Source organism: Bradyrhizobium sp. S3.2.6, from assembly GCF_040546885.1.
Lineage (GTDB): Bacteria > Pseudomonadota > Alphaproteobacteria > Rhizobiales > Xanthobacteraceae > Bradyrhizobium > Bradyrhizobium cytisi.
In genome coordinates this window covers 12,712-36,683 of sequence record NZ_JBEPOS010000039.1, presented here as the reverse complement: position 1 = coordinate 36,683, position 23,972 = coordinate 12,712, and the positions used below count along the sequence as shown (strand labels likewise).

19 protein-coding genes are annotated in these 23,972 nt (G+C 62.9%); 10 read left to right on the top strand and 9 right to left on the bottom strand.

Annotated elements, in window-relative coordinates; all coding sequences use genetic code 11:
• Window positions 1-511: 511 nt before the first annotated feature.
• Complete coding sequence (locus tag ABID58_RS36050; RefSeq protein WP_354037622.1) at window positions 512-928, bottom strand: response regulator; 417 nt, start codon at window positions 926-928, stop codon at window positions 512-514.
• Between the two features lie 798 nt (window positions 929-1,726).
• Here ABID58_RS36050 and ABID58_RS36045 point away from each other — a divergent pair.
• The 3 genes from ABID58_RS36045 (at window position 1,727) to ABID58_RS36035 (ending at window position 3,330) form a co-directional block, all read left to right on the top strand.
• Entirely contained in the window at window positions 1,727-2,422 is a 696-nt protein-coding gene (locus ABID58_RS36045) for a Crp/Fnr family transcriptional regulator (protein ID WP_187435307.1), read from the top strand.
• A 165-nt stretch (window positions 2,423-2,587) separates the two neighbouring features.
• A complete protein-coding gene (locus tag ABID58_RS36040; RefSeq protein WP_354037620.1) occupies window positions 2,588-2,983 on the top strand; it encodes an Hpt domain-containing protein in 396 nt (131 codons plus the stop codon).
• Window positions 2,984-3,081: 98 nt separating this feature from the next.
• Window positions 3,082-3,330 carry a hypothetical protein gene (locus tag ABID58_RS36035; protein ID WP_148755166.1) on the top strand — a complete coding sequence of 83 codons (249 nt, stop codon included), beginning with the start codon at window positions 3,082-3,084 and terminating at the stop codon, window positions 3,328-3,330.
• 40 nt (window positions 3,331-3,370) lie between these two features.
• Here the strand turns inward: ABID58_RS36035 and ABID58_RS36030 are convergent, their stop codons facing one another.
• Window positions 3,371-3,991 carry a helix-turn-helix domain-containing protein gene (locus ABID58_RS36030; RefSeq protein ID WP_148755165.1) on the bottom strand — a complete coding sequence of 207 codons (621 nt, stop codon included), beginning with the start codon at window positions 3,989-3,991 and terminating at the stop codon, window positions 3,371-3,373.
• 341 nt (window positions 3,992-4,332) lie between these two features.
• On the opposite strand from ABID58_RS36030, the gene ABID58_RS36025 reads away from it, so the two are divergent.
• The 3 genes from ABID58_RS36025 (at window position 4,333) to ABID58_RS36015 (ending at window position 7,817) form a co-directional block, all read left to right on the top strand.
• Window positions 4,333-5,496, top strand: a complete 1,164-nt coding sequence (locus tag ABID58_RS36025) for a hypothetical protein (protein WP_354037619.1) — start codon at window positions 4,333-4,335, stop codon at window positions 5,494-5,496.
• A 395-nt stretch (window positions 5,497-5,891) separates the two neighbouring features.
• Window positions 5,892-6,317 carry a hypothetical protein gene (locus ABID58_RS36020; RefSeq protein WP_502916458.1) on the top strand — a complete coding sequence of 142 codons (426 nt, stop codon included), beginning with the start codon at window positions 5,892-5,894 and terminating at the stop codon, window positions 6,315-6,317.
• A 285-nt stretch (window positions 6,318-6,602) separates the two neighbouring features.
• Entirely contained in the window at window positions 6,603-7,817 is a 1,215-nt protein-coding gene (locus tag ABID58_RS36015; RefSeq protein WP_354037618.1) for an EAL domain-containing response regulator, read from the top strand.
• A gap of 12 nt (window positions 7,818-7,829) precedes the next feature.
• Here ABID58_RS36015 and ABID58_RS36010 read toward each other — a convergent pair whose 3' ends face one another.
• Window positions 7,830-8,690, bottom strand: a complete 861-nt coding sequence (locus tag ABID58_RS36010; protein ID WP_354037617.1) for a DMT family transporter — start codon at window positions 8,688-8,690, stop codon at window positions 7,830-7,832.
• A 162-nt stretch (window positions 8,691-8,852) separates the two neighbouring features.
• Here ABID58_RS36010 and ABID58_RS36005 point away from each other — a divergent pair, with 162 nt between their 5' ends.
• On the top strand, window positions 8,853-10,220 hold the full coding sequence (locus ABID58_RS36005) for an aminotransferase-like domain-containing protein (protein WP_502916459.1): 1,368 nt from the start codon (window positions 8,853-8,855) through the stop codon (window positions 10,218-10,220).
• Here the strand turns inward: ABID58_RS36005 and ABID58_RS36000 are convergent.
• Both ABID58_RS36000 and ABID58_RS35995 read right to left on the bottom strand, forming a co-directional pair.
• Window positions 10,217-10,810 carry a GDYXXLXY domain-containing protein gene (locus ABID58_RS36000; protein ID WP_354037615.1) on the bottom strand — a complete coding sequence of 198 codons (594 nt, stop codon included), beginning with the start codon at window positions 10,808-10,810 and terminating at the stop codon, window positions 10,217-10,219. The two genes, ABID58_RS36005 and ABID58_RS36000, sit on opposite strands and share 4 nt — an antisense overlap.
• Window positions 10,807-12,078, bottom strand: coding sequence for a DUF2157 domain-containing protein (locus ABID58_RS35995; protein ID WP_354037614.1), 1,272 nt, complete (start codon window positions 12,076-12,078; stop codon window positions 10,807-10,809). Before ABID58_RS35995 ends, ABID58_RS36000 begins: the two co-directional genes overlap by 4 nt.
• Window positions 12,079-12,411: 333 nt before the next feature.
• Between ABID58_RS35995 and ABID58_RS35990 the strand changes: the two genes are divergently transcribed.
• Window positions 12,412-12,573: a hypothetical protein gene (locus ABID58_RS35990; RefSeq protein ID WP_354037613.1), complete on the top strand. Its 162-nt coding sequence runs from the start codon at window positions 12,412-12,414 to the stop codon at window positions 12,571-12,573.
• Between the two features lie 82 nt (window positions 12,574-12,655).
• Here the strand turns inward: ABID58_RS35990 and ABID58_RS35985 are convergent, their stop codons facing one another.
• Both ABID58_RS35985 and ABID58_RS35980 read right to left on the bottom strand, forming a co-directional pair.
• The gene (locus tag ABID58_RS35985) at window positions 12,656-13,636 is read right to left on the bottom strand and encodes a Bug family tripartite tricarboxylate transporter substrate binding protein (RefSeq protein WP_210250973.1); all 981 of its coding nucleotides are present in this window, start codon (window positions 13,634-13,636) and stop codon (window positions 12,656-12,658) included.
• A 31-nt stretch (window positions 13,637-13,667) separates the two neighbouring features.
• Entirely contained in the window at window positions 13,668-15,359 is a 1,692-nt protein-coding gene (locus tag ABID58_RS35980; protein WP_354037612.1) for an FAD-dependent oxidoreductase, read from the bottom strand.
• Window positions 15,360-15,421: 62 nt separating this feature from the next.
• On the opposite strand from ABID58_RS35980, the gene ABID58_RS35975 reads away from it, so the two are divergent.
• Window positions 15,422-16,321: a LysR family transcriptional regulator gene (locus ABID58_RS35975; RefSeq protein ID WP_148755156.1), complete on the top strand. Its 900-nt coding sequence runs from the start codon at window positions 15,422-15,424 to the stop codon at window positions 16,319-16,321.
• A 558-nt stretch (window positions 16,322-16,879) separates the two neighbouring features.
• Window positions 16,880-17,167, top strand: a complete 288-nt coding sequence (locus ABID58_RS35970) for a hypothetical protein (RefSeq protein WP_354037611.1) — start codon at window positions 16,880-16,882, stop codon at window positions 17,165-17,167.
• A gap of 829 nt (window positions 17,168-17,996) precedes the next feature.
• On the opposite strand, the gene ABID58_RS35965 is transcribed toward ABID58_RS35970, so the two are convergent.
• A complete protein-coding gene (locus tag ABID58_RS35965; RefSeq protein WP_354037610.1) occupies window positions 17,997-18,356 on the bottom strand; it encodes a hypothetical protein in 360 nt (119 codons plus the stop codon).
• Window positions 18,357-18,452: 96 nt separating this feature from the next.
• Window positions 18,453-23,972: a hypothetical protein gene (locus tag ABID58_RS35960; protein WP_354037609.1), complete on the bottom strand. Its 5,520-nt coding sequence runs from the start codon at window positions 23,970-23,972 to the stop codon at window positions 18,453-18,455.

The following is a 23,972-nucleotide window of genomic DNA, read 5'->3' as shown; positions in this document are numbered from 1 at the left end:
GTTCGGCTCCTGCTCGAACTTCACCAGCTGATTGTCCACGGTGTCCAGGCTCTCGCTGGTCTCCGTCAGAAACTCCCGTAACAGATCATCCATGAGCTACGCCTTGACTGAGCTGACCTCGACGCCTGCGCCGCGCTTGGAATCGGCGGAAGTCCACTCCTAGATCGTTAGACAACCCATTTCACGGTCCCGTTAATTTCATCCTCCGTGCTAATACGGATATTGATGCGAAGTTTGCTGTTCGACGGCGCGAGGCTGCGGTTTTCGGCAAATCCCGCATGCGGCATCGGGCCGAAGGCGCAACAGGTAAACGCGCCGATAACAGCGCCGGGATAGGCGCAGAAAAATCCCGCCAGAATCGGGAGATATGCACGGACCGCGCGAATTGAATCAAATCACGCGCGACCGAAATCGCCTCTGCGACCGTCTGTCGATGTTGTGCTGAAATCCGCAAGGATCGCGCTCGCGGTAAACGGACTCTTACCTCGCGAGCGTCGCGGACAATAACGCGCTAACCCAGCCGCGCAGCAGCGGCATGACGTTCGGCAAGACAGTCCTTGACGGCAGCGAGCAGCGCGTTCGGCGTGAACGGCTTGCGCAGGCAGCGCGCGGCGCCGAGCTCGAGCGCCATCCTCAGGAAGTCGGGCGCGGGCGAGTTCAGATCTGCAAAGGCGTAGCCGGACATCGCGATCAGCGGAATGGCGGGTGCATGGTCATGAAAGAACCGGATCGATTCGAAGCCGCGCATATGCGGCATGAAGATGTCGACGATCATCAGGTCGAACTGTTGATGCTCGAGCGCGCGAAGTCCCGCTTCTCCCCCGTCGGCAATCGTGACCCGAAAACCGTTTCGCTGGAGATAGATTTCGATGGCCATGCACACCATCGGGTCGTCGTCGACGACCAGAATATGGCGCGAGCTTTCTATCGTCGTTCGAGTTTCTCGTTTCGGCGATTCAATAATTGCACCGTAGCGCACGCCGTTCTCCTCTCGCTTGCATTGAAATGGTGATGACCGCGCGCACAGTCGAACTTGTGCGGCACGCGAACAGGAAGAACGCGAGATCTGCGGCCAGGTCAGGCAATGGCGCGAGGCAATTGCTGACGGCTGAAAAGAATCGACGAGGGAGAAAGGTGGTGCGGAGCAGCTGGCAACCGATGAACATGCGGATGCAATGCCTGCCGTCGATTGCCCGTTTCCGGCTCATGAAGGCCCCCTTGCCACTCATTCCCGGTTGATGACGCAGGACTGGCTCGCCGGGCGCACGCACGAATCAGCGCGCAGTTCTCATTTCCGCCGAAAATGCGGCAGGCTGTCTGCCCTTCAACGGGTATATAGACATCAACACAACCAATAAGATATATCTATTTGGCGCGCAGCCAAGCGGACCAGCGCCCAACCAATTGCTGCGAATGCTCGATGCTGCCGACTTCGCTCTGTTGCGCTCTCATCTCAATCGCGACTGAATTGGTCAGAAAGACTGTCTTGGGTGAAGGCGTAGCGCTGCGACACGCCTACTCGAAATCATCGATCGGCGGGCACGGAGGCGACCTCGGCTGCATGCAGCGTGCACATCAAGCGGGTATCAAGGCGATGGGCGCAGCTGTGAACAACGAACCAATTGCCAATATATCCCGCCGCGAACATGATGGAACTTGCCGAGGACAGCGAATGCGGGGGCGGGCGTTCCTCCGGCGGAGGAGACGGGAGGCAGATTTGGAAACGATGGTACGCCCATCCAACGGTTTCCTATCAGCACTGTCGGCAGACGATTATGAATCGATCCGTGCACATCTGCGCACAGTCGATCTGCCGCATGATGCGGTGCTGGTCGAAACCGGCGAGACGCTCAAGCGCGCCTATTTCCCGCACCGCGGCGTGATCTCGTTGGTCGTGAAACTTGCCAAGGGCGAGCATGTCCAGGTGGCCATGATCGGCCGTGACAGCCTGCTCGGGACACTCTCGACCATGGGCGATGCCTGCGCGCTGAACACGGCGGTCGTGCTGGTTCCCGGCGTCGCATCGGTGATGGACCTCGATCGGCTGCGCATGGCGGCCGAACAGAGCTCCACCCTGCGGACGCTGCTGACGCGCCACGGGCTCGCGGTCTACGCGCAGGTGCAGCAGACCGCGGGCTGCAACGCAGCGCATCCGGTGGAGGCGCGGCTGTCGCGCTGCCTGCTGCACACCCATGATTTGTCGGGCGACTACCGGCTGCTGCTGACCCAGGAGGCCATGGCGCAGATGATCGGGGCGCGGCGCAACAGCGTGTCGCTGGTCGCCAATACCTTGCAGCAGGCCAATTTCATCCACTACAGCCGCGGACACATCCAGATCCTCAATCTGGAGGGGCTGCGCCAGACGGCGTGCGAATGCTACGCCACGGTCAAGGCCCAGTACGACCGGCTGCTCGGGCCCTGACGGGCGCGCGGCACATGGTCAAGCAGGTGCTTGCGGCGCATGGTAAAGCAAGTGCTTAACGCCGCTTGCAAACACAGCCTATCTGGTGACCAGAACCGAAATCGGGATAGCGTAGATGTCCCGGACGCCTCGCACCGCGACGCGCATCACGGGGACCGGGACACCATGTTCGACGCCGCTTTCGCGCCCGCGCAGGGCGCGCTCGCTACCGCGCCCCTGCGCGAGCTTGAACCGCTGCGCGAGCCTGGCGCGTTCATCGTGCTCGTGCGCGAGATCGGCGAGGACGGCGCCTGTGAAGTGCGCGCGGTGTTCTGGAGCGAGACGAGCGCGCGGCTCAAGCTGTTTCATACGCTCGCGCTCGGCCAGCATCGTGGCCGGATCACGCGCGAGGCGCATTCGCTGAAGAGCACGGCCAGGACGTTCGGCTATCTCAGGCTCGCGGCGCTGGCGCTGCGGCTCGAGAGCACCGCCGGCACCCTGGACGACGCCGAATTCAGCGATCTACGGCAGCAGATGGATGAGGCTTTCACCGCCGCGAAGGCGCAGGAACCGCAGGACTGACCATCGCCGCCTGCACCCCGCCGTACTTATACGGTTTGCAATTTTCACAGATGACTAATCATAGGTGGCGATAGTCGCCGGAAACCAGGAGGGTTTCCATGTTCACCTATGAGACTGCGGACCAGAAAGAGGTCCGTCGCTTCCGCATCGCGCAGTTCAACGGCCGGATGGCCACGGTGAAGGCGGGCGAGTCCACGGTGACGGGTTTTGTCCGCTCGGTGCTGGAGCAGGATTCGACCATCCCGCCGCGCTGGACCATCACCATCATCCCAAGTGCCCCGAAGGAAGAGCCGAAGGCGCGGCGGTCCAATTCGCGCGTGCGCCCCTTCGCCGAGGATTATTTTTAGTCGCGACCGCGCCGCCACCAGGCGGCGCCAGACGACGGCCTCAATCGATCGAATGCAGCAGCGCCGCGCGGACAAGGTCCGCGGTGTTGCGCGCGCCGAGCTTGCGCATCGCTTCGGCCCGATGGCTCTCGAAGGTGCGCGGGCTGATCTGCATCCGCAGCGCCCCCTGCTTGTTCGAAAATCCCTCGCTGATCAGCCGCAGCACTTCACGCTCGCGCTTGGTCAGCCGCTTGCCCGACAGGCTCGATAATTCGGAGCCCGCCTCGCGCGGCGCCGGCAGCACGCGGCCGGCCCTCGACTCGGCATCCTCGGTTGTGGACGGCGCAGGCAACGCGCCCTTGTGAGAGCCGGCGAGCTGCTTGACCAGGCCGCAGACGCGCTCGGTCTGCGCCAGTGCGTTCTCCACCACCTGCTGCAAATAGGCACGGTCCGCCGAGACGGGCGCGAGCTGGTCGCTGTGGTGCTTGATCTCGCCCATGTAGAGCAGGAGCGCGGTCAGGGGACCGTTGAGCTCGCGGGCGATGGCCGCAGCCATCTCGTCGGCCGCCTTGGCGCGGGCGGCATTCAGCCGGACGAAATCGAGCTCTTCGGTCGGAGCAGTGCTGCTTTCGAACCATTCCGACGGCCGCGAATCAGCAACCGTATCGTTCTGTGACCCCATGTGACTTGTGTAGCGGAACCCGGGGCGGTCTGTGGTTAACTTTTTTCTCCGTAAGACTACGGTAATTTCGTCGCTTCTGTGCTGAAAAGGCGACGCAGGCACAATTTATGCTTGCAAACTGGGATATTTGACCATGTCAGGGTTGATAAACCTGCCTAAATCATGAGCAGAGCGCCGGGGGCATCCTCAACGATCGCGACTCGCTTGCCCGCGGCGCCCCGGATTTTACGGATAAATTAACGGCGGCCTGCTTCTCTTTGTCACAATTGAGAGCGCGCAAATGCCTCCATGCACTGGGCCGCCGGCAGGCCTGCTGGAATCGTTGCGAGAGATTGCGTGCCATGGACGAGGTCGACCAGCTTTCGGAGTTCCTGCAGAAGCTGACGCCGTTGTCGCGCAGCTGTCTGCTGAGCGAACTCGAGCGGCTCGAATCGTGCGGCATCGACATGCCGGGATCGGCCGGCGTGCAGGCAAAACTGCGCGCCGAGTTCCGCAAGGACGGATCGAACCAGGCGCGCGCCACCAATCCTTCGCGCTACTTCTTCGCGCCGCTCGAGCTGCTCCTGATTGACGGCGCGCCCGAGCACGCCAATGCGGGACGGATCTCGCGCAACACGCTCACCCCGATCTGGGAATGGATCTGCCGCGACCTGCTGCCGACCATGGCGCGCGACTACGTCAAGGCGATCAACGACCAGGTCACCGCCAACAATCCCAAGGAAGTGCTGAAGATCGCGACGACCTTTCAAGTCAAGGTCGTCAAGGTGCTCGAGAACACGCTCGCCTCGGCCGAGAGCACAGAGTTCGCGCGCGGCAAGCTCGCGCAATACACGGCTTCGCGCACCGCCTTCAACGACGTGAAGAAGATGCAGCGGGTGCTGCACGCCGGCGACGCACTGCCGAAGTTCAACGCGAAGCTGCCCGAGACCATCACGAAATTCGACGACGGCCAGGTCGCCCAGATCACCGCGCGGCTCGACGCGTTCAAGAAGGCCAATCCCAATGCGCTGCCTTTTGCACTGGCGCTGGTGGCGAGGCGCCTGAAGACATTCTGGCAGCTCGCATACCTTGCGACCAATGCGGCCGCGAGCAAGAGCGCCGCCGACATTGCAGCGGCGCCCTATGCTTGCGTCGTTCCCATGGTGCTCGACCGGCTCGACGACAAGCGCCTCGCCCTGCGGATCGCACTTCGCCACAACCGTTTCCTCGTCGCGCGCGACCTGCTCACCGAAATCTACGAGGCCGAACACGCGCTCAAGCTTCGCATCGACGGCATCGAGCAGAGCGAATGGGGCGCCCGGCTTCAGCAACTGATGGATGCGATCGCGGCGCTGGTGTCGGCCGAGGTTAGCCGCTTCCCCGCCAATGTCGGTCACATCCTCGGATCGCGCCGGCTGCGCAGCCAGGAAACGCTGGGCGGTAAGCTGAGCTATCTGGCCTGGAAGGGCCGCGACGCCGTGCAGGACGGCGCGGCGGCGCTTCGCAAATTGATCGGGGCGACTTAGAGCATGATCCGGAAACGTGTGAAGCGGTTTTCCGACAAGATCATGCTCAAACAGAAAACGTTTTCCCGCTATTCGGGCGCGTGCGGCAGGCACAGGAAGCGATCGAGAAATCGCCCTGACATCACGAACCTGAACCACCAATAGATCAATCGCCGCGTCGTCATAGCTGCAATCCCTGACAGCCCACCACCGGCTAGGTGGACCAATAGCGCAGGTGCAGCAAGGCGCATGTGAGGTGCTTCACACTTGTCGGCCCGGCGCCTGCGCGAGTTGTCGCATGACTGACACGCGCGGCGGGGGAACATGCGCGCGTCGCGCGAAAATGAATTCGTGGACTGAATGTATCGCTCCTATTCTCCGATGCATCGCATGCTGCATTGGGAAGGAGATAGGCGATGAGATCGATCCGACTGGCGTTGATGGTGACGGCGTGGCTGACGGGCGCATGCGCGCTCACACCGGCGACGATGGCGCAGACGGCACCGCCCTCCGGCAACGCCGCGCCGACCGCCGACAATGCCGTGCTGCTCACCGTCTTCTTCAAGCACGACCAGTCGCGTCCGCTCAGTGAGCTGAACGCGCAGCTCGACAGGCAAGGCTTCCGCAAAGCCTTTCCACCGCCGGGCGTGGAGGTCGTGAGCTGGTACGTGATGATGGGGATCGGCCAGGTGGTCACGCTGCGGCTGCCGGCCTCGCGGCTGCGCGAGGTCAACCGCATCATCGAGGACACCGCCTGGGGGCCGTACCGCACCGAATTCTATCCGACCTACGACTACAAGGCCGTCGGCGTGGCCGAGCACGAAAAGGCGACGGCCAACTGATACCGGCGTTATTGATTTGGGCGAAGCGCGCGCAGCTTCGTCCAATTGCAGGACACCGGCTGCGCTCACGTGCGGTCGGCGTCCTCTTGGAAATCTCAGCGATTGCCGCGCCGCTGCGCGCAAAACGCCGGCGAAAGTGAAATCTTCTCGAAGATAATCCGGACAATTTTACATATGATGGCGGCTTTAACGTTACCCGGATAATTCGACAATCGACTGAAGCTCTCCATATTTGAATCCGCTCATATCGGTAACACCACCGTCACGAAACGGGAGTGGTGTGCGATGAGTGATGGGATCAGTGAAGTCGCCGAGCGGAGGCCTAAGACCTTCGGACGGCGAAAGGTGACGCCGCGCGCCTGCGTGGCCGACGGCAAGCGCCATCTGCGCGCCTTCCTGAGCGACGTGCTCGAGGATCTCGGCTTCGTCACCAGCGAATGCGGCAGCGCGGACGAGTTGCAAACGGTGCTCGCCAGCGAATTGCCGGACCTGATCCTGTTCGGCGTAGCCGCTGATGGCATCGAGCCGGGAAAATTTCTGGAGACGCTGGTGCGCGAGGCCTTTGCCGGCAAGGTGGTAGCGGTCGGCGCCCGCGAGTCGATTATCCTCAAGGCGGTACAGCAGGTCGGCGAGGAATATGGACTTGCGATGCTGCCGCCGCTCACGACGCCCTTTGCCGCGGAGACGCTGCGCGAGCGCGTGGCGATGCTGCTGCCCGAGGAGCCGGCGCCGAGCCCGGCCGTGCATGTCGGCGAGGCCCTGCATGCGGGCTGGCTCGAGCTCTGGTACCAGTCGAAAATCGACGCGCGCTCGCTGGTCCGCTGCGGCGCCGAGGCGCTGGTGCGGATGCGGCATCCGACCTGGGGTGTGGTGCCGCCGGCCTATTTCATTCCCGAGGCCCATGATCCGCATTTCCGCGCCCTCTCGGAGTTCGTGATCGAGCGCGCGCTGCAGGACTGGCACTATCTCCTGGAGCGGCAGAGCGCAGTCGATCTGTCGATCAACCTGCCTGCGCCCTACCTGAGGGAGCCGCAGGCCGTGCGCGATCTCTGCCGCCGCGTGCCGACGCATCCGGCCTTCGGCGGACTGACGGTCGAGATCGCCAGCGAAGAGGCGATCCACGACATCGAATTCCTCACCGAAGCTGCGCGCGAAATGCGCTTCCACAATATCGGCCTGTCGATCGACAATCTCGGCGCCAACTGGCCGGAGCTGATGGGCCTGGACAATATCCCCTTCATCAACCTGAAGGCCGACCGGCAATTCATCACCGGCTGCGGCAATGATCGCCTGAAGCGGACGGTGTGCCGCCATATCGTCGAGCTCGCGCATGGTTACGGTGTGCGCACGGCGGCCGAAGGCATCGAAAGCCGAGCCGACCTGGTGGCCGCCAACGAGCTCGGTTTCGACCTCGTGCAGGGCTATCTGTTCGGCAAGCCGATGCCGCTGAAGAAATTTGCAAGAAGCGCGCTGACGCGGACGGTGATAGGGCAAGAGTGAAGTGCGAGGGCCTCAGGCATATCGTCGCGCGAAGAACACGCAGACGACGATGAGCGCGGTCGCGGCTATCATGCTCCAGGCGACCGGCTCGCGCAGCAGGAAACCTGAGAGCGCCAGGCCGAAGAACGGCTGGAGCTGCTGCAACTGGCCGACGCGAGCGATGCCGCCGATCGCTAGCCCGCGATACCAGAAGATGAATCCGACGAACATGCTGAAGATCGAGACATAAGCGAGCCCGATCCAGGCCGGCGCACCGACGCCGCTCCATGTCGACGGCCAGGTCCAGATCATGACGGGCAGCATCAGCGGCAGCGCCAGCAGCAACGCCCAGGAGATGACCTGCCAGCCGCCGATCCGGCGCGACAGCGCGGCCCCCTCGGCATAGCCGAGCCCGCACAGCACGATCGCGGCCACCATCAGGAGATCGCCGGCGACTGATGCGGTGCCGTCATTCGAGAGGGCAAAGCCTGCCACCGTGGCGCTGCCGAGAATTGCGAACAGCCAGAACAGCGGCTGCGGCCGCTCGCCGCCACGCAGCACGGCGAAGATCGCGGTCGACAGCGGCAGCAGGCCGATGAAGACGATCGAGTGCGCCGAGGTGATGTGCTGGAGCGCCAGCGCCGTCAGCAAGGGGAAGCCGACCACGACGCCGATGGAGACGATGGTCAACGAGGCGAGATCCCGGCGCGCCGGCCACGCCTGGCGCAGCAAGCCGAGTACGGCCGCACCGATCAGCGCCGCGATGATTGCCCGCGCCGACGTCAGGAACAGCGCGGAGAAGCCGCCGACCGCGACGCGCGTCGCCGGCAGCGAGCCGCTGAAGATGATGACGCCGAGAAGCCCGTTGCCCCAGCCGTTGCCCGCAGATTGCATGTCCGTCCCACTTTTTTGAGTTGCCATCTTCGGCCTCCGGCGGTGGCGAGACCAGTGACAATCCAGTACAATCCGGCCAATCTGTATTGGTGTGGAAGGCAGTACACCTTGGACATCGAAGCGCGAACGAAGGGGCGCGGCGGCACCCGGACCATAGACGTGATGAGCGCGATCCGCGCCAAGATCGCCGGACGCGCGCTTGGCGCCGGCGACCGCCTGCCGGCGATCCGCAGCCTTGCCGCCACGATGCGCGTCTCGCCGTCCACGGTGGTGGAGGCCTATGATCGCCTCGCCGCAGAAGGCCTGATCCGCGCGCGCCGCGGGGCGGGCTTCTATGTGTCGCCGATGGTCACGCCGCCGCTCGCATTGACCGAGGTCGAGCCGCGCCGCGATCGGGCGGTCGATCCGTTCTGGGTCTCCAGGCAATCGCTCGACGCCGATGCGGCCGTGCCAAAACCCGGTTGCGGCTGGCTGCCGCCGGAGTGGATGCCGGAAGCAGCGTTGCGGCGCGCCGCCCGCGCGCTTGCCCGCACCGACGCGAGCGTGCTGACCAATTACGGCTCGACATCCGGCTCGCTTGCGCTGCGCCGGCTGCTTCTCGCGCGCCTCGCCGAGGACGAGATCGAGGTCTCGATCGGCCAGCTGATGCTGACGGGTTCGGGCACGCAGGCAACCGACCTGATTTGCCGCTTCCTGCTCCGTCCCGGCGACACCGTGCTGGTCGATGATCCCTGCTACTTCAATTTCCGTGCGCTGCTGCGCGCGCATCAGGCGAACATCGTCAGCGTGCCCTACACGCCGTCGGGCCCTGATGTCGCGCGCTTCGAACAGATTCTTAACGGCGAGCGGCTGCGGCTCTACATCACCAATTCAGCGCTGCACAATCCGACCGGCGCGACGCTTTCCCTCCAGACCGCGCACCGGCTGTTGACCGCGGCCGCCGCGCATGACCTCACCATCATCGAGGACGACATTTTTGGCGACTTCGAGCCGGAGCGATCGCCGCGCCTTGCCGCGCTGGATGGACTGAACCGCGTGATCCGGATCGGCAGCTTCTCCAAGACGCTCTCGGCCTCGGTTCGCTGCGGCTATATTGCCGCGCGTGCCGACTGGGTCGAGCATCTCGTCGACCTCCAGGTCGCCACCAGCTTCGGCGGCCCGAGCCCGGTCGCGACCGAGATCATCGCCAAGGTTCTGGCCGGCGGCAGTTATCGCAAGCATATGGACGAGCTCAGGCAAAAGCTCACGCGCACGCGACGCGACGTCGCGCGAAAACTCGGGGCGTTGGGCATCGAGCCCTGGCTGATGCCGCGCGGCGGCTTCTTCCTGTGGTGCGGCCTCGCCGACGGGCAGGATGCCACCGCCGTTGCACGCGCCGCGCTCGAAGAGGACGTGGTGCTCGCGCCCGGCAACGTGTTCAGCGTGTCGCAATCGGCGTCGAATTCCATGCGCTTCAACGTGGCGCATATGAGCGATCCGCGGATCTGGGACGTGCTGCGGCGAGCGCTGGGCGCGCAGCCTAACCGCTAGTACCACGGCTCCTCATAGACCGGCTGGCCATCGAGCAGCAGCCGCTTGATCGCGGCGCGGCCTGAGGGCAGCACGGCGGCGACGACGCGCAGCTTTTGCTGGTTGCGGGCCTGCTCGAGCGTCTTGCCCTCGCCTTCCGGCACGAAATAGCTTTCGAGGCCGTATCTGATCTGCAGCTTGTCGCAGAGGGTGCGGCCACTCGAACCGCAGGAATAAACCACGCGGCCACGGATCAGCACGTCGGGCGCCGTGACCGTCACAGGCGCGGCATGCACGGAAACGGCCTGATAGAGGCCGCCAGCGTCAGGCGCGAGCTTGACGAACACGGTCGGGTTACGCTCGGCGGTCGGCTGGCCGGCGAGTGCACCTGCCGGTACTTGCGAGATGTCGTAGCCGAGCACGACATAGTCGCCGCGCAGGAGATCGCGGGGATCGAGCGGCCGGGTCTGCAAGGTCACCTCACGGCCCTCGCGCAGGATTTTCACGCGGTCGGCAACCATCAGAACCAGCAGCGCGCATTGCAGCAGGATGGCGGCACCGAACAGCACGGGCTTCGGGATACGCTGCCATAGCGCGGCGAGCTTGATCATCGTTCAGCCCTCGGCAGCGCGCGATTGAGTGCGGTTGCGAATACGACGGCAATGACGCCGGCCACCGCCAGGAAGGCCGAGCGGCGCAGCAGCGAGCCCTTCACCGCCCAGGTGATCGCGGCGATGACGCCGGCGATACCGAGCCAGCCGGCGACGATCCGCGGACGCACATCGTCGAGCACGCCGGAGACGACGAGGCACAGCATGGCGCAGAGCAGCGCGGCATAAGCGAACCAGGGCTCGCCCGCCGCAGATGCCGGCCAGATCGGCGCAGCGAGCAGCACGAGCCCGATCGCGCAGGCCGCGAGGATTTCGCCGGCACGCCTGGTCACGCCGGCGGATGCGAGCGCGAGCACCACACCCGCGACGCCGCACATGATCGCCCACGATGGTTGGGCCGCGGTCGTGCTTGTCCTAAGGCGGAAGAGATCGTCGACCGTTGCCACCTCCAGGAAGGCGACGACGGCCAGCGCGAACGCGCCATAGATCGCCAGGACGGATCCAAGCCGGTGCGCCCGCGGCGACGGCACGGCGGCGATCGCGAGCCCGCCGCCGAACAGCAGGGCCGCGCCGTTCGCCAGCACGAAGGACGGCTGGACACCTTCGAAGTCGAAGCGAAGCGACGTCGCGATCCACCACGGCAGCACCGCGATCGCGACGAGATGGGCAGCGACGCGGGAATTCCACGCGAACGCGAGCGCGGCGGCGATCAGCCAGACCACCGCGAATTGAAGATGCAGGGCGTCCGGCGCATCATAGACGCGCATGCAGGTCCAGATGCAGGCGGCCGCGAGCCCGACCGCAAGCGCGCCGCGCGAGCCGGTCAGCAGTGCCGCGGCAAATGCGCCGATCGACCACAACAGCATGCCGCCGGCAAAATCGTCGCCGAGATGATACATCTGGCCGACCAGCGCGATGCCTGCGCCGAAGATGATCGCGCCGATGCTCGAACAGAGGTCGGCGAGAACAATGCGGCCGGTCGCCGCGAACCACGCGCCGAGGCCGCCGGCGACGACCATGCCGGCAAGCAGGATCGCGAACCGCAACAGCCGCGCGATCTCGGTCCAATGCGCCGCGACGAAGGCAAGGAAGGCGGCCGCGATCAACAGGCCGCCGACGATGGCAACGATCACCGCGATGTTGATGCCCGGCGAAAGCGGCGGCAGCGCATGACGAATGGAGGCGGCGGCCGCCGGCGCAATCACGCCATCGGCCTCCCATTGCGCAAGATCAGCTTCGAGGCGCTGCCGGTAGGTCTTGTCGAACATCGTCGTGGATCACCTGACGGCTGGCCCGCGGCTGGCTCCCTGCCGGCCGCGGGATGTTGGTCGAATCGCGCCGGTGGCAGGTTCAACCTATCACCGCGCTGAGGGGCATTCCCCGGTCTGACGACAAAAAAGTCGAAAACAACCCCATGCACAGTAGACGGCGGCTGCCGGCGCGAGGCGCGCTGCAGCCGGCGAAGCATCTGATGCGGTGGGTAAAATTTGGAGAGCGGCGCACGCCGGGTGGAGGTGGGTCGGAATCGACACTGTAGCTAGTTGTTGGCGACACTGCCGCCAGGTTTCCAATCACGCTTTCGGAGGTCGGCAGAGATATAAATGGCGACCGCAGCGTCGGCGACTTCGGATGACCTCGCGCGGCGTTTGACACGTCGGGCAAAACAGGAGCACGATGTCATCATTGCAAAGCGCCTGATCGGCACTGACGCTGTTGAGCTCATCGAAGCGGACGCGGCTGGGCGGCGCTTCCAGTTCGTGTGACACGCTACCTAGTTCAGGCGCGCTCATGGTCGGGCGCGCCGCGCAACTTTGTGCATTGTCAACGTAACTCGAAACGGCAGCGCTAGTTCGCCTTGATGCCGGCCTCGCTGATCAGCTTGCCCCATTTCGCGCTTTCGCTCTGAATGAAGCGGCCAAACTCTTCCGGGGACGTCGGGGCGGGCTCTGCGCCGAGGGTCTGGATCCTCCCGGCCACCGATGGGTCCTTCAGGGCTTTTACGAAGGCCTCATTCAGTCTGACGACGATGTCCGGAGGCGTGCCTGAAGGAGCGACCAGCCCGAACCAGCCGACGGATTCGAAGCCCGCAATGCCGCTCTCGGCGAGCGTCGGCACGTCGGGCAGGGACGGAACACGGCGTGCCGAAGATACGCCGATTGCGTTGAGCTTGCCGTCGAGAATCAATTGCATCGACGCAGGAATGTCCAGCACCGCGAAGGGCACATGGCCTGCGAGAACGTCGACCGACGCCGGCGCCGTGCCGCGATACGGGACCAGCTCCATGTCGATCCCGGTCTTCTGCGTGAATAGCGCGGCCGTCAAATGCATCGCCGTCGAATTGCCGCCATGGCCGATCGACAGCGCGCCGGGCTTCGCCTTGGCGAGTGCGATCGCCTCCGCAACGTTGTGCGCGGGAATGTCGGCCGACGAGACCAGCACGAACGGAATTTCCGCAAGCAGCGTGATCGGCGCGAGATCCTTCGGATCGAACGGCATCGACGAATTGAGGTGCGGATTCACCGTCAGCGCGCCCGCCGGCGCGACGCCGAGCGTGTAGCCGTCGGGCTTGGCCTGCGCGACAGCCGCCATGCCGATATTGCCCCCGGCCCCGGCGCGATTCTCGATCACCAGGCTCTGCCTGAGCTCGGCGGTGACGAGCGGCTCGAGCGCGCGGATGACGGTGTCGGCACTGCCGCCGGGCGGGAAGGTCACGATGATCTTGATCAACTGCTCCGGATAGGCCGCGTCGACTGCCTGTAGCGGCAACGCGGCGAGAACCGCACCCGACAGCACGGCCAGAATGCGGCGCCTTGCAACGTGAAACACGCTCTCCTCCCTGGTCTCTTTTATGAATTGCTTACGCCGCCACGCCGGTGAGACGCGCCAACAATGCTTGTGGATCTTCAGGCGTCGCCTGCCCGCGCCAGGCGATGTGCTGGTCGGGCCGCACCAGCACGAGCTTCTCGGCATAGGCGCCGTTGGCCTCGTCCGGCGCGATGTCGATCAGTGTGAGCGGAACGCCACGCGCTTCTGCGGCGGACTGCAATCGTGCCACATCGATCGCCGGATCGAACCGCAAGAGATTGTAGCCCGTACCGAATGCGTCGTAGAGTGATCGCCCGTCGCGCAGGAAAACGTGCGGCGCGCGTGCGCCCGGCACGGTGGAGGGGGTGAAGCTGCCCATCGCGTAAACCGGCGGGGTCTCGCCATCATAAGCGATGATCGGCGAGGTGTCGTAGTAATAGCCGAAGTTCAATCCGGCGCAGCAATATTGCTGCACGTTGAGATCATAGGCTGCTTTGGCCAGTGCCGCGCGCGCCGCGTGGCCCCGCGGCGTGTCGTCCTCGATCTCCGCCGATACGCCGCCGCGCTGCGCCATCATCTTCATCGCGTGGTCCATCGCAAAGCGCGACACCTGGTCGGTGATGGGCTGGCGCTCTGCCTCGTAGGCGTCGAGCATCGCAGCGGACGCCCAGCCGTTCAGATGCGCCGCCAATTGCCAGCAGAGATCGACGGCGTCGGCGATGCCGGCGTTCATGCCATAGCCCGCATAGGGCATCCACAGATGCGCGGCGTCGCCGCAGATGAATACCCTGCGGTCGCGGAAGCGATTGGCCACCAGCCGGCGCCCGACCCAGTCTTCCTTGCTGACAATCTTGTATTCGAAACGCTCGTCGACGCCGAGAATGGCGCGGATCGACCAGTCGCGATCGACCGAGTCGAACTCGGGCTCGTCGGGCCTGAGGTGGTTGTGGATCAGCCAGCGGTCGTGACCGTCGATCGCCACCGTCGTGCCCGAGCGTCGCGGGTTGAGCGACAGCACCATCCAGGCCGGCTTGTGCGCCCCCATCAACTCCTTCAGTTGCGGCGCTTCGATAAAGGTCGATTGTACGCGCTGAATCACCGGCGTTCCGGACAGGCTTGCTCCAATCGCTTTGCGAACCAACGAGCGGCTGCCGTCGCACCCGATGATAAAACTGGCTTCGATTCGAAGCGTCTCTCCGCTGTCGAGATTGCGCGCACGCGCAACCGCGTGGTCATCGTCCTGCTCGATCTCAGTGATTTCCGTGCGCGCCAGAATAGTGATGCCCGCCTGGGCGGCGGCGTGGCTGAACAGGATCGGCTCGAGATAGACTTGATTGATCCGGTGCGGCGGCTCCGGCGTCGGCCACCAGGTGTCGGGGCCGCCGGTCGCGCTGTAGCGGCGCGCGCGGGAAGGAATGTCGATACGGCAGAGCTCGATGCCGGTCGCCGTGGTCCGGTAGGAGCAATCGTTCGGGAAGTCCGCGGGCAGGCCCGCATCGCGCAGCTTTGTCGCCACGCCGAGCCTCCGGAACACTTCCATCGAGCGCGCCGACACGTGATTGCATTTGACGTTGGGCGGATCACCGGCATGGCGGATCTCGGCGACGACGACGTCGATGCCGCGCGAGGCCAGATCCATCGCCGCGGTCAATCCGACCGGGCCGGCACCCACGATCAGGACCTGTGTCCTCACGGTCTGTCTCCATCCCAAGGCCGCGAACTTTGCCGCTTGCGCAGCATGCATTTTATTGCAGGCTCGGCTATAAGATTAGCCGGAAAGAACTCATCAATTCATGAGCTTTGCCTATGAACGTCACCCTGCGGCAGCTGCGGGCCTTTACCGGCGTGTATCGTACGCGCAGCATCACGCGGGCGGCGCGCGAGCTGGGAATCACGCAATCCGCCGCAAGCCTCCTGATCCAGCAGCTCGAGGTCCAGCTCGGCGTCAGGTTGTTTGACCGCTCCACGCGCTCCGTGCAGCCGACGCCGGCGGCCGACGAGGCCTATCAATCCGCCGAACGGATGCTGAGCGATGCGCTCGGCCTGTCACGACGCATGCGCGACCTCGCGCAGGCGCGCGCCGGCCGCGTTGCGTTTCTGGCGTCGGCCGGCGCGGCCTCGGCGCTGCTGCCGCCGGTGCTGGCAAAATTCCGCGCAGGCTTTCCTGACATCGAGATCGACATGCGCGACATGGCGGCCGACGATCTCGTTCCACGCATGATGTCGACGGACGCGGAATTCGCGATCGGCAGCGTGGAAGGTGAATTGCCTGAGATGACGATCGAGACCCTGACCCGCGGCAGGCTGAGTGCGATCGGCCGGCGCACAGCCGACTTCGCCGCGCAGCCGTCGCTGACATGGGACGAGTTGGCCGAGCGGCCGACAATCGCGATGCGGCGCGAGACGCGCATCCGCATGCAAATCGATCTGGCGCTGAGCGCGCAGGGCAAGCGGCTCACGCCCACCCATGAAGTCGCGCTGATCAACACCGCGCTCGCCATGACGGCTCAGGGGCTGGGACTTGCCATTCTTCCCGCCACGATGCTGCCGGCCGATCAGTTTCCGACCCTGATCGCAAGGCCTCTGGTGCGGCCGGCCATCACGCGACCGGTGTCGCTGCTGCAGCGGCAAGGCCGATCGCTGTCGCCGGCGGCGCAGGCGTTCGTGGCGACGGTACGGACGGTGCTAGCGGGGCGGGTTTCTTGAGATGGCGGAGAGGGAGGGACTCCTTCAAACCCAGCAAAAGTGCCTTGAAATAGGGGCTATTTCACCAGTCGGCGGAAACGCTCTGTACCAACGAACCGTACCAGTTTGGCTGCCCCTGAGCTACCCCCAATCGAATCCTTGCGTTGGAAGCAAGGATTCGTTCGCCGCTAGTATTGTCTGCGAAGGAGCCGCGTTTGTTAGTGCCGGGAGGTACAAGCTCTTGGACTGGGCCATCACGGTACGCATCCGGTAGAGACCCTGGCTAGATCTGTCGTTTCCATTTGGTCTGGGTCTGGCCGCAAAATGGTTTTGGTGTTCAGTCCGGGGTTAGTGGTTCCCTTGGACTCCAGTTTGGGTCAATCCGAGCCGGATAGCTGTGATCGTGTCTCCATCGGAGTCCTTTGAGGTGATCCCGCAAGCTCGTCCTTGACCCCCGTGGGTTCGGCAGTTTGTTTTCCGAGTTGTTCGTCGGGCCGGGAAAGATTGACGTCTTTTGCGCCATAAGGACGTTGAACCCGTTAGCCAAATCTCTATTTTCCGAGCAGGAGATCTATCATTTTGAAGTCGACCCGCTACAGTCCAAGCGTACCGGTACAGCCGAACGTTAGGCGGCGTGCGGTCTTGGAAACGGCACGGAAACTTGGTCTGCTCGGTGGCGAGAACCGTCGGATCGGTGGCCGCGTTTGCCGAGATCTGGTGGCAGCCGCGAAGAAAAAATCCGGCATAACGTCCGACACCGAGCTTATCGAGTACGCGCTGGCGGAGGTGGCGCTCGAAGACGACTTCGGCACGAGACTCATCCGTCGCAAAGGCCGGGTCGCGAAAGACCTCGACCTTGAGTTTTGATCTGCTCCGTGCGCTGCGGCGGATCAAGCCGCATCGCATTGTGGAAAATATAGGGAAATCAAAGCCGAATGGCGCGCCCAGAACAGTGCTGATCGTTAGGTGCGGAGAGAGTGACAGTCAACCTCCATTGAACCATAAGGCATTTTTGACATTTCCAAGCCAAAACCTACCGTTTGAGCTACGTCCGAATCAGGATTTCACTGCTGATCGGTTTTCAGCGGAGAAACCGCCGCGCTGCACCCAGTCGCACCGCGGTTGGAGCGTGGCCGACCGCTGGGAGGACGTCCAGACCTTTTTGGCATACGAACGGCAGCTTCGATTACTCGGCCGGCTGCGAACTCGGGACCAACGGATCATGCCGCTCGGTCGTCGAAGTCTCCTCGACCGCTCGAGCCAACTATGTAATTCTGCTCGGAATCACGACGGCGCCTCGAGATCGGCAACGGCAAAAGCTGCCTAACACTTAAGTCTCAACATATGAGATCTCACAATCATTATGCTGATGCAAAACATCGCCACCGTTACAGGACACATGAACCTCGTAACCTGGCTTGACAGTTAAAGCGACGTCGCCGGCAGATGACAGTTCTTTCTCAAAAACAGGAGTGCTATCCGGAGTGAGAACAGATATTATTGTTGTCCCACCGCAATGGTCTACGAGTGTGACTGTAATATTTTTCGTCTCATCTCCGCCATTAGTGTAGATGACATGGGGATCGTTGCACGGGTAATCCATTTCAGCTCGCCCTCCCCGGACCGATTAATCAGTAAATAGCTGCTTGCTTAGTTCAGGACACCTGAAGTGCAAAATCGATAGCGGCATCACGAGCTATTGCGCAGCACACGACATGGACATTCCATCGGCCTCGTCATCAATTTGAGAACCATCTGAAAGACGGCTCTCTTCGTATCGCACGACATTGGAATCGCCTTTGCCCGACACAAACGAACCAGACAACGTGAAAATTTGCCCTGAGCCCTTGGCTTTCATTTTCCAGGTGAAGCTGCACTTATAGGATGCCGCGCTACCAGGCGCTTTGTCATCGGAGCAGGTGATCCTGGCTGTCTTCTCCTTGGCCGCATTCAAGGCGATCACTCCCCAGCAGTCGGGTGTGGCACGGGCTTCCGCACTTAGCAAAATAGACATTGCGGCAGCCGCCGCAACAGGAAGGAAAAGATTTCTAGTCATCTCAATACATCCTCATTGTTGAACAGGCTGGACTGACGGCAGACTATAAAATGCTCCGGTGGCCTTTCTTGTTGCAACCTGAACCGATCAGGCTCTTTACACATCGAGAAACGGGATCCTGGCAAGAAAACGCGGCCCCGACTCGCGAAGCGATTCCGCCTTGAGCACTTGCATAAGTTCGATCGGTTCATTCGGATAGCTCGCGGCCAGACGCTCCTCGACCTCCTCGACTATCGCGAAAATCCGTCCCGGCCCCAGATCCCCGATGCGCGCCGCCGTAATTGTCGTATCAAGCGTCCATAGCATCTCGCCGTTCACGGGCTTGGGCATGGCTGAGGGCGGCTCGTCCTGAAGCACATCGGTTTGCTGGCGGCCGAAGCTCGTCGACGCTGCCTCATGCACCAGCCGCAACGTCATCTTCGGCCGTTGCAGCCGTTCCCACACTTCCCTAGGCGTGGGGGCCTTCGGTTTCTTGGGGTCCTTTGCAGTTTTGGGATCATCGGGGTCCTTGAGCAGATACTGCAGGGACGCTGGAATTGGCTTTACGCCGTCGGAGGCCTGACCTCGCACCAGCACCTGCACGGATATGTCAGGCTTCTCGACCGCCTTGTCAGCCTTCTCGACCGCCTTATTGGTCACGCTCACATGTCGGCGCGGTGGCAACTGGGTCCAGACCCGAACGGGTGGAGACACCTTCAAGTCATCGCAAACGGAATTCGGCTGATAGCGAACCAGTCCGAATCGGACAAACGGATCCGAGGCTCGGGCCAGTCTTATCGGCACATCGACGAACCACTCCTCCCGGTCAATATCGAAGTAAGGTTCGAACGTCAGCAATGACACTTCGAGAAACCCTTCGATGACCGGGCCTTTCTTGTCTTTACCCGCGTTGTTCGTTGCGCCCTTGTCTTCGGTCGGGGGCGCGCAGACGGGCATGCGGGCCGACCCGACATACTGCGGATCGTGCGGCCGTTTCTCAGCGTCCTTGTTGTCGTCGAAGAAATCGAACGCCGACCAGGGCATGAAGAAACCCTTTTGAGGCTCGGGATCCGAACGGATGGGATCACCGCCCCAACGCGAAATGAACTTGCCGCCGTCCCCGAGATCGGCATCGTCGAAATTGGAAAGCTGCATCCAGCGCTCCCTGACATAGACCCAGTTCTGATCAAGTCCGATCAGCGACTGCTCGCGGATATTCGGCGGCCATAGCACGATGGCGATTCGCTCGCCCTCGCCGGAAGAAAACATCCCTCGGTCAAAGCGCAGCCGCACGCCGCTGTCACGCTCCAGAACCTGCATCACGCCTTTTTTGTGCGGCTTGGCGCAGCGATTGATCGAGAAGAACGGCGTTGGGGTCTTGGCTGCGCATGCCGCAGGGCGTTCCGTCGACGGGCTCCAGACCGAAACGCTTGCCCCGGTATGAGTCTGGTCCTGCGGTTGCAACGGCTGACGACGGTGAAGGACATGCTCTTCGCCATCCGCGGAAAACCGCGGAGCAGTCTCGAATGGGGCGGCAAAGCGCGAAAACGCCACCGCACGCAGTTCCAACTGACGGGCTCTAGTATCGGAGAGCTCATGCGGGCGGGTGACGCTGATGGTCCGCGTATGTGACGGCGTACCATCATCTTTCGGCGGCGGCGCGGTCGCGCCCGGCGGCAGGGCAATCGGGAGCGTGATCGTGCTGCCGGAGATGGCGGCAAGATGCAGCGCGCGAAGATCGAGCGGCGTCAATCTTCCCCGGAGCGGCTTGAAAGGCTGCGGAGCGCCGTCGACCTTGCTGTTACATGCAGCGCGAGGATCGGGCAGACTCTGGATGCGCAAGAGGGTGATGACTTCGTGCAGCAGGTTCGTTTTTCCATCGGGATCGACATCAAAGCCAAGCACGCTTTTGACTGGAACCGGCAAACGCTGCTTGCCGTCATTTGATGTGAACCTCGGCCATTGACCGGTGCGCTTAGCCAAAATGCCGCGTCCGCGATTTGCGTCATCAAACGGCTTGCCGCTCGCGTTGACGACGGTGGCGACGATGTCGATCGTGTCAGCCTGTTCCAGATCGACGAGGATTTCGCCACTCATCAGCATGGTGGCGGAGCCTGGGACAAGGTCTGGATCCGTCGAGCAGAACGCCGCCGGACAGGCCGCAACGGCCGGCGCCTGCGGCTTTGTGTCGTCCGCCTTGGGCGGCGCCGGCTTGACGCTCTCCAGGCTGCCGGGACGCAATATCTTCAGTGACTGAAGCGACGGCGCGTCTTTCGGCGCGTTGACGGCATGCATCACCCTCAAAGTGGTCGGGCTCGCCAATTCGGTCAGCGGCCATTTGTTCTGGATGCAAGATAGCAAACCTTTTGAGATCGCCTCGATACCGGGCGGGGTCGGGGGCGCCTTTCCGGTCAGGCCGGCGCGTGACGCCGGCCCACTGTTGGCGGCTATCAGATCGGCCAACAACGGCAGATCGCCACAGCAATCCATCAGGTCTTTCTTGATTGCATCATTATCCTTCGCGGTCAGAAGCTGCACGCCGATCGTTTCCGGCAGGGAAAACCATTCGGTCAGCTTGCTACAGGTCGGGAGGCATGTGACCTCGAGGTCGAACTGTTCGGCGGGCGCAAGCAAAATCGTCAGATGGCGAACACGAACACCCTTCCCGGTCGAATCCGGCACGACTTTGCCGTTCTCACCGAGGCGCATGATGGCGGTGCCATCTCCGGTCACGACGTCGGTGATCTTCTTCGCCAAGGCTGTGCGCGTGGGACACTTCTTAACAGTTACGGCAAGCGGCAGCGCGTGGGGATAGGTGATGCCCTTGCCGTACAAATCCACAAGAACGTCGCCTTCGAGGTAGTTGTCCGCGCCGCAAATGCGCAGCCGAAGCGACATCGTCTGCGCCGCCGGATCAGGAAGGTAACCATGTGCAGGCTTGCGGTTGGCTGGCGGTCTTGGCTTGAAGACGGTAGCGCCCAGACCATCACTATCGGGATCCTTAACCGCCGACGGCCATCCGATTTCCCGCCGGTAAACCAGCTTTTCGCCGTTGAACCCGGGATTTCGCTTGACGACGGCCACCGGAAACCGCGGCTTCTCCTCGTCGAAATCGACGTCCAACAACCCGCCGCGCAGGATCGCAGCGGCGGTTTTGGTGTCATCAAACACCCGGTGACGGGATGCAAAATCGAATCCGACCATAGGAGCGACAAAGACCCGCAGGGTTTCGTGCGGTTCGACCCGATCGGCCACTCCGATGTACCCGGGTGAGGGCTCGCCGGGCGGGACTGGATCCGACGGCGTCAGCGACCGAACGATCGCCTGTCCGGGCGGTTCGAAACCCATGACGTCGGACTTGCCGTTCTGCTTTACGACGAGGGCGGACGGCAGCATGAGGATCGGCGCGTCGATCCCCTCGTGGCGAAGATACTGGCGAGGACGTGGTTTGCAGTTTTCGCTCGGCGGCAGGGTCAAGGCGCCCTGCTTGTCATCATAAAGCTGGCGCGCCTCGTCAATTGTCGGCGAACCGCCGCCGAGAAATACAGAGCGGATGCCGAAGATGTAGCCGACCCCGTAACGCAACGGCGGCGGTCGCAGGTGTGACAGCGACTCGCGTGGGAGGTCGTAGGCACGCTTGATCGGAAGCACCGACGTTTCACAACTCGTCGATCCGCCGCTCTTACGCGCCAGCACCGCCAGCGGCGTTCCATCCCAGGTCTGGATCGCCTCTTCGACCACCGCTTCGACGGGGCGCGATTTTTGGTCACCCTGGCCGTCGGCCGTGAGTGTCGGCATCGAGCGCGCCATCAACTGGAACGAGGACTCGTCCAGAATCCTTCCCTCGCGCCTACGGTCGATAACGATCCTGTCGAGGTACGACTTGACCTCGCCCGTCAGATTCGTGAACTCGACAAAGCGATTCATCAGACTGCGCCACTCCCCGCCGTCGGCGCGCCATGCCTTGACGTCAAGACGACGACCGACGGTCAGTTCCTCGGCGTGAAGCACCAGCACGCCGCCGGCTTTGCGGGCCTCATTCTGCGCATCCGATATCGCAAGGTCGCGGGCGGTCTGGTCCGCACGACCGCGATCCAGCAACGTCCACCCGATCGTATGATAACGCTGACCGAGGTCCTGAGCGTTGCGCGCACCGGAAACCGCGCCACGCACGTCGAGCGATGTCAGGTCGTAGCGTGGGCCGCTTGCGGGTGTGGCAGGATCGTAATTGAGCCCGAGATTGAATACGCCATTGGTTTGTTCAACGGCGAGCGCCGCTTCGGCTTGCGAATTCCCTTCGAAGCGGGAAGCCGGCCAGAAATACTTGCCGGTTCCGGACTCATAGTAGGATGCCTTGGTCCAGATCTGTTCCGTGGCGTCCGCAGCCGCCAACCAGAGGCTGCCACCAGACAGCAATGCGCCAGGCCTGTTGAACTCGATCTCGAACGCGAAGCCGAAGAAGCGGGAAAGAATGGGGTCTCCCTGGAGACTGTAGTAGACCCCATGTATCCGGGCAGCTGCGTCCGGGCTCGTGCATACCATGCCATTGGCGGACCGGCTCAGCGCAGGAGAGGATCGTTGCGCCCAGGAACCGTATATGTGGCTGGCCCGATCTTTTATGGTCGAACGACCATGCACGTTTTGTTTCGGCGCGACCAGCGACGGTGGATCAGGCGCTTTGGGCGCGGCCGCAGGCGCCGGCGCTGCTGGTGCGCCGGGGATTCCCAGATAACGCTGCACGGCGTTGAAGCTTTGCGCGGATCGACCCCTGTCAACGTCGGTGTTCGTGATCGACGCCTTCAGTCTGTCGTAGAGCTTTTGCTTTCTTTTATTCTTCAGGTCATCCGCGACCTCTTTGTCGGAACGCGGCGTGGACACCGAACCGGTGGTCAGGGCATCATCCTTGTTCTTGACGTCGGCGCCGTCGTCGATCTTCTCCGAATCGTCCCACGGGTCCCCCGGCAAGTAAGGCCCCGACCCGAATTTCGCCGAAATGCGTTGCGCGCGGCCTGCTTCCGTCTCCGTCGCAAATTTCGCCTGCGCGTTGGCGACCACGCCTCTGATATTGGATGTTCTCGTAGGATCGTGCGGCGCGGCTATGATCGAGCCGGAGTCGTGGAAGTTGTCGTCAGTCATGGGAACGACGTCGCCATACTTATCTCGCATCTGTTTGGCGTCATGCGTCGTGCCGGTCATCGATCGATTGATATCGTCGCGCAATGTCGTCCAAGGGTTGCTGGGCATGACGACGTCGCCCTCGATTGCTTTCTTCCAGAGGGCGACGACTTCTTTGATTTCCTTAGCATTGGCCAAAGTGATGCTGAACGTCGCGTCCACCGTGGACGTGATCCCGATGGTGCAAGGATCTGCCCCGCAAATTCGGAGCCTGAACCTCGTTGTGGCCCCCTTGTCGGCAGCGGTGGCGGTCTCGTTGGCCTCTTTGGAGAGCTTTTTCAGGTGGTCGACGATCTGACTCGGCCATTCCGCAATTGGAAAGCCATCTGCGCCCGTAGCCGCCTGCGGCGTGACAATCAACGTCGCCTTGAGCTTGCCGCTCTTCGTCACCCCGTTGGGGACTAAACGCATGAACGGAACGACGCGGGCGCCATCTCCCTGGCCGGGTACGTCGGGTGGCAT